The organism is Shewanella sp. 11B5 (assembly GCF_002836795.1).
Taxonomy (GTDB): domain Bacteria; phylum Pseudomonadota; class Gammaproteobacteria; order Enterobacterales; family Shewanellaceae; genus Shewanella; species Shewanella frigidimarina.
On the sequence record NZ_PJAP01000355.1, the window covers coordinates 1 to 8,571 of the forward strand.

At 42.0% G+C, this 8,571-nt stretch carries 8 protein-coding genes; all 8 read right to left on the reverse strand.

Features of this window, described 5'->3' with window-relative positions:
- The coding region (locus CXF78_RS07710; RefSeq protein ID WP_102036443.1) for a DUF4136 domain-containing protein at positions 1 to 492 on the reverse strand (492 nt) is incomplete at its 3' end.
- 217 nt (positions 493 to 709) lie between these two features.
- Positions 710 to 2,458 carry a sugar phosphorylase gene (locus CXF78_RS07715; protein ID WP_102036444.1) on the reverse strand — a complete coding sequence of 583 codons (1,749 nt, stop codon included), beginning with the start codon at positions 2,456 to 2,458 and terminating at the stop codon, positions 710 to 712.
- A gap of 26 nt (positions 2,459 to 2,484) precedes the next feature.
- A complete protein-coding gene (locus tag CXF78_RS07720; RefSeq protein ID WP_011638295.1) occupies positions 2,485 to 3,705 on the reverse strand; it encodes a glycosyltransferase family protein in 1,221 nt (406 codons plus the stop codon).
- Position 3,706: 1 nt separating this feature from the next.
- The gene (locus CXF78_RS07725; protein WP_102036445.1) at positions 3,707 to 4,567 is read right to left on the reverse strand and encodes an HAD-IIB family hydrolase; all 861 of its coding nucleotides are present in this window, start codon (positions 4,565 to 4,567) and stop codon (positions 3,707 to 3,709) included.
- A 1,076-nt stretch (positions 4,568 to 5,643) separates the two neighbouring features.
- Positions 5,644 to 6,063 (reverse strand): Holliday junction resolvase RuvX, encoded by a 420-nt coding sequence (ruvX, locus tag CXF78_RS07730; RefSeq protein WP_102036446.1) that lies wholly within the window; start codon positions 6,061 to 6,063, stop codon positions 5,644 to 5,646.
- Positions 6,064 to 6,247: 184 nt separating this feature from the next.
- On the reverse strand, positions 6,248 to 6,808 hold the full coding sequence (locus CXF78_RS07735) for a YqgE/AlgH family protein (RefSeq protein ID WP_011638298.1): 561 nt from the start codon (positions 6,806 to 6,808) through the stop codon (positions 6,248 to 6,250).
- A 33-nt stretch (positions 6,809 to 6,841) separates the two neighbouring features.
- Complete coding sequence (gene yciH / locus CXF78_RS07740) at positions 6,842 to 7,171, reverse strand: stress response translation initiation inhibitor YciH (protein WP_102036447.1); 330 nt, start codon at positions 7,169 to 7,171, stop codon at positions 6,842 to 6,844.
- A gap of 254 nt (positions 7,172 to 7,425) precedes the next feature.
- Positions 7,426 to 8,439 carry a ferrochelatase gene (gene hemH, locus CXF78_RS07745; RefSeq protein WP_011638300.1) on the reverse strand — a complete coding sequence of 338 codons (1,014 nt, stop codon included), beginning with the start codon at positions 8,437 to 8,439 and terminating at the stop codon, positions 7,426 to 7,428.
- Between the last annotated feature and the right edge of the window lie 132 nt (positions 8,440 to 8,571).

An 8,571-nucleotide genomic window follows, 5' to 3' on the forward strand; every position in this document is an offset into this window, starting at 1 on the left:
TCGCTCTTCTGGGGTGCTTTGTTCACGTACGGTATCAGCAACAGTACCACGCCAAATTAACTTACCCGTTTTGTTATCAACTAAGTCGACCATTAAAGTGCCAACATCGTATTCACGCACAGTGGTTTCACTATGAAGACTGCCGCCTAATCCCCAACGAGGGCCGTAATATGGGTTATAACCGTAGTGACTATTAAAGGTATCGATATTGATTTTTTTATCGACTTTAGTGATGTAGTTAACTAATAAATCTGCATTTTGTTTGTCGGTTTTGCTGATGCCTTTTTGGCTTAATTGAGTTTCGATTGCAGCACGGACGCGTTGGTCCATGAGTCCGTCTAAATGATAGCCCGCATCGTCATTTTTTTTCTCTACCCATGAATAGGTTTTATATTGATCAAATGATACCGATGGATCGAAGTCTGAAGTAGATTTCAAGGTACTACATGCGCTCAATGCTAACACTGCAGCAGCGATAATTAGGTTTTTCATACAGGCTCCAAAAACAAGACGTTAATGTTTATTAGCTTATAGAGAGCAAAGGCGTTGTCAAGTTAACAAGGTTTCATAACAAATGATAACAAACGGAAATAGTGTTAAAGAGCGATGACATGCAAAAACGATAACGAACGGTATAAGCGGAATAACGATGGCAAGCGAGACCAGCTGTCATCGCCTGATATCGCTTGTCATCTATTACCATCGCCTGTCACCGCTCTTTTACATTGCTTATCCACACGGTTTGGTAGGGTTGCAGTTGCATGGTTTGGGTGATGTCTTGTATTGGTTGTCCACTTAATAGATCAACCCAGTGTTCTGCAATTATAAGATTAAGTTCATTAATGCGAAGATCGGTGATTTGGTCTGATACGTTGCTGATACAAAATATACTTTGTTTACGATTACGACTTTGACGCCAAAAACCAAATAACTGTAACCCTAGATGTAAGGTGAATTGTGTAGCATTGGGATGAAATGCAATTTGCTGCGTTCGGATATTGATTAAATTGGTCAGCTCGGTTAGCACTTGGCTATGATCGCTGTTGGCATCATTTAGTTGTTCCGTTAATTGATTGAGATCCCAACGATGGCGGTTAATGGCGCGATTATGTGAAGTATTGGCCAGCTTTTGATAGTCGTTGCGGGTTCCCAATAAACTGTGGATATAAATTCCAGGAATACCTTCGAGCGCTAACATAATGGTATGAGCGCACACAAAACGTTGCATCCCCCACTGGTCTTTACCTTTAGTGGTGCCTTGTAAGGCATCAAACAGGGCAATGTTCATTTCATAAGGTTTTTGGAGGCCATCTTCTGTGGTTCTGGATGATATTTGGCCGCCAAACTGTTTCATTGTGTCGACCAGAGTATCAATCTCATCTTCTTCAAGTAAGCCTTCTGCCGGGCGTAAACCAATACCATCGTGAGAAGCTATAAAATTAAAGTAGGTGGTGCCGTCTTGTGCGGGCGGCATACTCATAAGCCAACGCTTTAAGTATAAGCAACTGCCGGTAATAAGACTGTTGATCAGTAAAGGCGGCAATGAGAAGTTATAAATACAATGTGCTTCGTTAGCATTACCAAAGTAAGTTAAGTTTTGGGTGTTGGGAATGTTGGTTTCGGTAATGATGATGGTATCTTGCTGAGCGTGTTCAATTAGTGTCCGTAATAAACTTATAACCTCATGGGTTTGCGGTAAGTTAATTGATTTATTACCGACTATTTTCCATAAAAAGGCTACTGCATCGAGGCGAAAAATACTCACACCCGCATCTAAATACTGACGAATGATACGAACAAACTCGATTAATACCTGTGGATTACGAAAATCAAAATCAACTTGATCATGACTAAAGGTACACCACACATGTTGAGTGCCGCTCGGTGTCTCTGTTGGTCTTAATAATGTTGACGTTCTTGGCCGAACCACCGCACTTAAGTCATCATCTGGCTCGGCAGTAAAAAAGTAGTCATGGCCCACGCCCTCACCTTTGCAAAAGTTCTCAAACCATAAGCTCCGACTAGAGCAATGATTGATCACTAAATCTGACATCAATCGCCGCTTACTGGCAATAGCACTGATATCTGCCCACGACCCAAGGCCTTCGTTAACACTTGAATAGTCGATAACCGAGAAACCATCGTCAGAACTGTAAGGGAAAAACGGTAAAATATGCACAGCATTGATGCAACTTAAATAGCTGTCGATAAATTGAGCCAGCGTGGTGAGTGGCCGCTCACCTTGTTGGATCACACTGTCGCCATAAGTGATCATAATGATGTCTTTTTCAGACCAATGATTTACAAAGGGTTCGGGCACTTGGCAATACTCGGTGATACGCATTATATCGATGAGCTGTGCAGCCAATGCTGGCACACTTATGTCAATGTCGACATCGTTGTAAATACAACTAAGTTGTTGCTGCAGCTTTTGCTGTAATCCATCCATTACTGACATAGGGTGTCCTCTGGTCGATTTTGATGTTAGCTAAACTCAGCATTATCGGCTTCAACAGCAGCTTTAAGCTGCTCGAGCACGTCTGGCATGGCACTCACGACTCGGCTCCATGTTGGCATAAACGGGGTTTCCATTGGATTATCTAAAAAGCGTTGCCCTGCTGTGACAATATTTTGGGCAAACATTTCAACCGCTTTTTCTTCTAAATGTATATCGGTGGTTAAGCCGTTCATTAATGCATCATTATGATAGGTTTCGACATAATCGAGGGCGACACGGTAATACGTTGCCTTAAGGGTTCGGAACGATTCAGTGCTAAAAGTATGTCCTTGAGTGGCTAACTTTCGGAAAAAGGCTTTAGTGATATCAATCGACATTTTAGACAAACCCGCGTCTTCATTATCCAATGATAAATCTTGATGTTTATGATCGTAATTATCGGCGATATCAACCTGACAAATACGATTATGGGCATAGTTACGCTGCATTTCTGACAGCACACCAATTTCTAAGCCCCAGTCACTTGGAATACGTAGGTCGTTGAGCACGTCTCGTCTAAATGAAAACTCACCCGCTAATGGATAACGAAAACTGTCCATATATTCTAAATATTCGTTGTAACCGACCACTTTTTTAAGTGCTTTAATCAACGGTGTGACTAATAGACGTGACACTCGACCATTAATTTGTCCATTAGAAATACGTGCATAATAACCTTTACTGAATTCATAGTTAAACTGCGGGTTAGCGACCGGATAAAGCAGTCTAGCGAGTAATGATTTTTCATAGGTCACGATGTCACAATCATGCAGTGCAACCGATTCTGTTTTACCCGAAGCCAAAACATAACCCATGCAATACCAGACATTTCGCCCTTTTCCCAGCTCTTTGGGCGCTAAGCCTAACGCTTGCAGTTTTGCATCCAGCGCTTGTAAGCGTGGCCCGTCATTCCATAATATTCGATGATGCTGCGGTAACTCACCAAAAAAGCTTAGCGCGTGTTTGTACTGTTGCAGATCGGCTCTATCTAATCCAATCACAATTTCTGATAAATACGGCACCTGTTTTAATTTACTAACAATATCTTTAAGTGCAGTGCCTTCTAGCTCTGAATACAGAGATGGCAAAATTAATCCTAACGGGCGCGTTTTTGAAAACTTAATTAAATCTTGCTCAAGCTCTTCATGGCTACGTCGGGTTAGATTATGCATTGTGGTGACAATGCCATTTTGATAAAAGTCGGCCATGTTACGCCCCTCCAAGTGGTAGTTGGTTTAGCTGAGATTCAGCCGATGAAGACAATAGAGTTTGCTTAATGCATTCAGCCCAACCTTTAGGGCCGCATTCATTGCTTTTAATACTTTGTTTTTGTGGTGTTAATATGGGAAATGGGTGAACAGGTGACTTAATTTGTATTGCAAGGTCTGCTGCTTCGAGCATGGCATTGTCATTACCACTGTCACCGAGTGCAATAGTGGTCACTGGAGCGTTATATTGCTTGGAATAGACATCGGCTAACCATTTCATTGCCTTACCTTTATCGGTATCTCCGCCAACATGTAAAAAGCGTCCACCCTGCAGGGTATATGCACCAACGCGTGACATCAGCTCAATAAAGGCTTGTTTATTGGCTTCATTGCCTTGCCAGAGTAATGGCTCTGCATAATGCCTAATCAAAGCCAACTTGGCATTATCGGGTGACAAATCGGTGATTTCACATAACGCTTCAACTGATAAAGATGAAAAACCAATAAAGTCATCGTTAAATGCTTGTGCATGTTGGTTTAACAATTCAAGCCAATATTGTCGCGGCTGACAAAACTCTTTTACCCAATAATATCCTTTGGTAAACGTCCCCTCTGGCTGTTGGTCAAAGTAGCCAATTGGGATATAAACAACTGCGCCATTTTCAGATATAAATGGTGAGTTAAAACCGATAGTTTGTTGTAGCTTCGCCATTTCGGCAAAGGTTTTACTGGTATTAGCGATAATAGGAATATTGCGTTTATTCAATGCTTCAATCACTTCGATTGCATCACTAAAGCTATAGTCAAAATGGTCCAGCAAAGTGCCATCGATGTCGGTAAAGATAAGTGGTCGTGTTGTCATATCGTATCCCTTTTCAATCATTGAACGCTGACTATCAAGAACGGTATCAAGCGGTGATAAGCGTAAAGCCTAGAAGCTAATTCGCTGCGCGGCTAGATTCTATAAAGCTGAAAGGCAACGTTCAGCAGTTTCTGCACCATCCGTTTGTTATCGATTTTTATTGCCCTATTAGTAAGTGAACGTTTGCTTGTTACCTTCTTTCATCATTCTATTTGTAAGTGCACCGTTCGCTTGTTATCGCCCGTTAGCGCTATTTCGTTATCGCTGTAACGCTATTAACTGATTAGGTAGATTCAGGATATGTGCCAAACGTAATAATGTTGCACCTTAATGGCACAAAAATACTTTAACTATTGATATAGTTTATTTTATTTTCAGAACTAAAACGATGAAGTAAAAAGTATATTGAATAGGATCAAAGGACATGCGCGACAATGAATAAAAATTGCACCGTTTTGGGGCAGAAAAGAGGATGGCAAGCGGTAAAGAGTGGTAACGAGCGATAGAAAGCGATAAAAAGCGATAAAAAGAGATGGCGAGCGATGAAAAGCGATAGAGCCTAGATGCTAGAACGCTACGCTGCTAGATTCTATAAAATCTTAACAGCGAAGCTGTCCTTAGAAGCGAAGCGCACTATCCGCGTAGCGACCTAGCACTTAGAATCTAGATCACTAGAGCGCTACGCTGCTAGATGCTATAAAAGCTAAAAGACCTAGTAACTCGAACGGTACTGGAATCTGGTGACTAAATCTTAGCAGCGAAGCTGTTCCTAGAAGCGAAGCGCACTAGCCGCGTAGCGGCCTAGTACTTAGAATCTAGATCACTAGAGCGCTACGCTGCTAGATTCTATAAAAGCTAAAAGACCTAGTAACTCGAACGGTACTGGAATCTGGTTACTAAATCTTAGCAGCGAAGCTGTTCCTAGAAACCAAGCGCTCTATCCGCGTAGCGACCTAGCACTTAGAATCTAGATGTCTGGAAAGATACTGGAATCTGGTGACTAAATCTTAGCAGCGAAGCTGTCCTTAGAAGCGAAGCGCACTATCCGCGTAGCGGCCTAGCACTTAGGCTCTAGATTAATACTGGTTTTCGAAATAACTTTCGATAATTAACACAGCTGACACAGCATCAACTTGACCTTTGGTTAACGCTTTAAAACCACCCAATTCAAATAAACGGGCTTTAGCATCTGCAGTGGTCAAACGTTCGTCTTGGGTCGCAATTTTAACGCCAAAACGACCGTTAATTCGATTAGCGAATTTTCGAGCTCGTTGAGTCATCTCTTGCTCGGTGCCGTCCATGTTTAACGGTAAGCCGACGACAACGAGATCTGGTTGCCATTCTTTTAATAATTTATCGATATCATCCCAATTAGGGATCCCATCAACCGCTTTAATTGATAATAAAGGCGTGGCACTTGCTGTAATGGCTTGACCTATAGCGACACCAATACTTTTGGTTCCGTAGTCGAACCCTAAAACGGTTTGTGGTTGCATGTATATCTCTTTGTTTAATCTTTAAGGGCCTAAGTACTAGAACGCTTCGCTGCTAGGACGCTTCGCGGCTAGATACTATAAAATCTTAGCAGCGAAGCTGTCCCTAGCAGGACACTGTCCGCCCTAGAAGCGCAGCGCACTATCCGCATAGCGGCCTAGAATCTTAACAGCGTAGCGACCTATTTTAAGCATGACCGACTTGGCTAGACATTTGCCAAATATCAAACCCGAGTTGTTGGGTCGCCATGAGCCACATTTGTTCAGGTTCAACATTAAATAGTAACTCTGGTGTGGCTTTGATTGTTAACCAGGTGTTGTCGGCAATTTCTTGTTCAAGCTGATCTTTACTCCAGCCGGAATAACCTAGTGCAACCACAAAATTTTCAGGCGATTTGTCAGAACCAATTGAGGCTAATATATCTCGAGAAGACGTTAGCATAGTATCTTCGCTAATTTCGGTACTGTTGACCCAATGTTGTTGAGGCGTATGTAACACAAAACCACGTTCGGGTGCCACTGGGCCGCCAATGAGCACTTGACTGTCGAGGGAGAATACAAACTCTGGCGATAAATAGAGTTCCATTTGCTCAAGCAGATCTTCAACCTCTACACCGATTGGACGATTAACCATTAGTCCCATGGCACCTTTTTGATCATGCTCACAAATGTATATCACCGAGCGCTCGAAAAATGTGTCATCTAATGATGGCATCGCAATTAAAAAGTGGTCTTTTAAGCTATCCATATGTTATCCCCAATAGTGTTTTAGCGTTTTGTATTATCCACCCGCTAATTTCACAGTGAAATTCAACTTTTCTAATATGGATTTTATTTGTTCGCGATTGTCAGTTTGTACTTCAATGCAGAAGTCTTTAACTGTACCACCACAGCCACATTGTTTCTTCAATTTTTGCGCTAGGTCTTTTAAGGCTTTTTCATCTAACTCGAGCCCTTTGATCACACTTACGCCCTTACCTTTACGACCTTTACTGTCTTTATGGATCCGCACTATACCGTCGCCGGTTGGTACTTCAACTTGCGGCTTAGGCTGATCAATGCGACCTTTATCAGTGCTATAAACTAATGCGATATTGGGATCTATTCTCATATTATTTCTTTAGCAATAAAACATTATTTGAGTTTAACAAATCATAAAAGCAGAGGCGAGGATATAAAGCTAAAAGCCTGGGGACGCAACAGCCTAGAGCGCTGCGCTGCTAGGACGCTACGCGGCTAGATTCTATAAGATCAACAGACCAGCCGCGTTGCGGCCTAGGATCTTAGCAGCGAAGCTGTCCCTAGCAGGACGCAGTCCATCCTAGAAGCGAAGCGCCCTAGCAGTGACGGAGTCACGCCCTATAATTATAGAAAAGGTTTAACAAGATTTGCCATCATATTGATGTGATCGTCGTTGTCATTTAGGCATTCGATATATCTAAAGTTCTTTCCGCCTGCATTTTCAAATACATGACGATTTTCACCTTTTATTTCTTCTAAGGTTTCTAGACAATCGGCGCTAAATGCTGGGCAAATTACGGCAATGTCAGTAATACCTTTAGCAGGTAGGCTACCAATTGTTGCATCGGTATAAGGTTGTAACCATTTAGCCTTGCCAAAACGAGATTGGAATGTGGCTACATAATCGTCTTCACTAAAGCCTAACTTCTCTACCACTAATCGAGTTGTTTTCATGCAGAAGCAGTAATAAGGATCGCCTAAATGCAGGTTACGCTCTGGCATACCATGAAAAGACATCACCAGTTTTTGTGGTTTACCGTGTAGATCAAAATCTTTTTGAATAGATGCAGCAAGCGCGTCTATAAAATCGACGTTGTCATGATAGGTATTGATGAAATGCAGAGCAGGAATATAACGCCATTTCATTAGCTCTTTGGCCAATGCATCAAACGCAGAACCGGTTGTTGGAGCTGCATATTGTGGGTACAAAGGCAAAACGACTAAGTTATCGACACCTTGTTTGTGCATAGCTTGTAAAGTGCTCGACGTTGATGGAGAACCATAACGCATCGCTAAATGTACACTTGCATCGTACCCTTGGGCTTGTAGATGTTTGGCTAGTTTGGCTTGTTGATGTTGGCTGATAGCCAGTAAAGGTGAACCCTCTTCGGTCCAGACTTGTTGATATAAGGCAGCCGATTTAGCAGGTCGAATACGCAAAATAATGCCGTGAAGAATAATCATCCATATCAGTTTTGGAATTTCGACTACTCTAGGATCAGCCAAAAATTCAGCTAAATAGATGCGAACAGCTGATGCAGTTGGTGCATCTGGTGTACCTAGATTCAATAGTAATACACCGGTTTTGCCACGAGCTTTATGGCCGGTGTCTTTATCTAGCCCTGAAAATCTAGCCAAAGTATCTTCTCCGTTATTGGTATGGATTTACAAATACAGCTCACTTTGAGTAACGCGTGAGCGTAAGTTAAAATTGTATCGCATTCATTTAAAACAAAAAGAGCGCTAGGTATCGATTTTATCATCAAATTA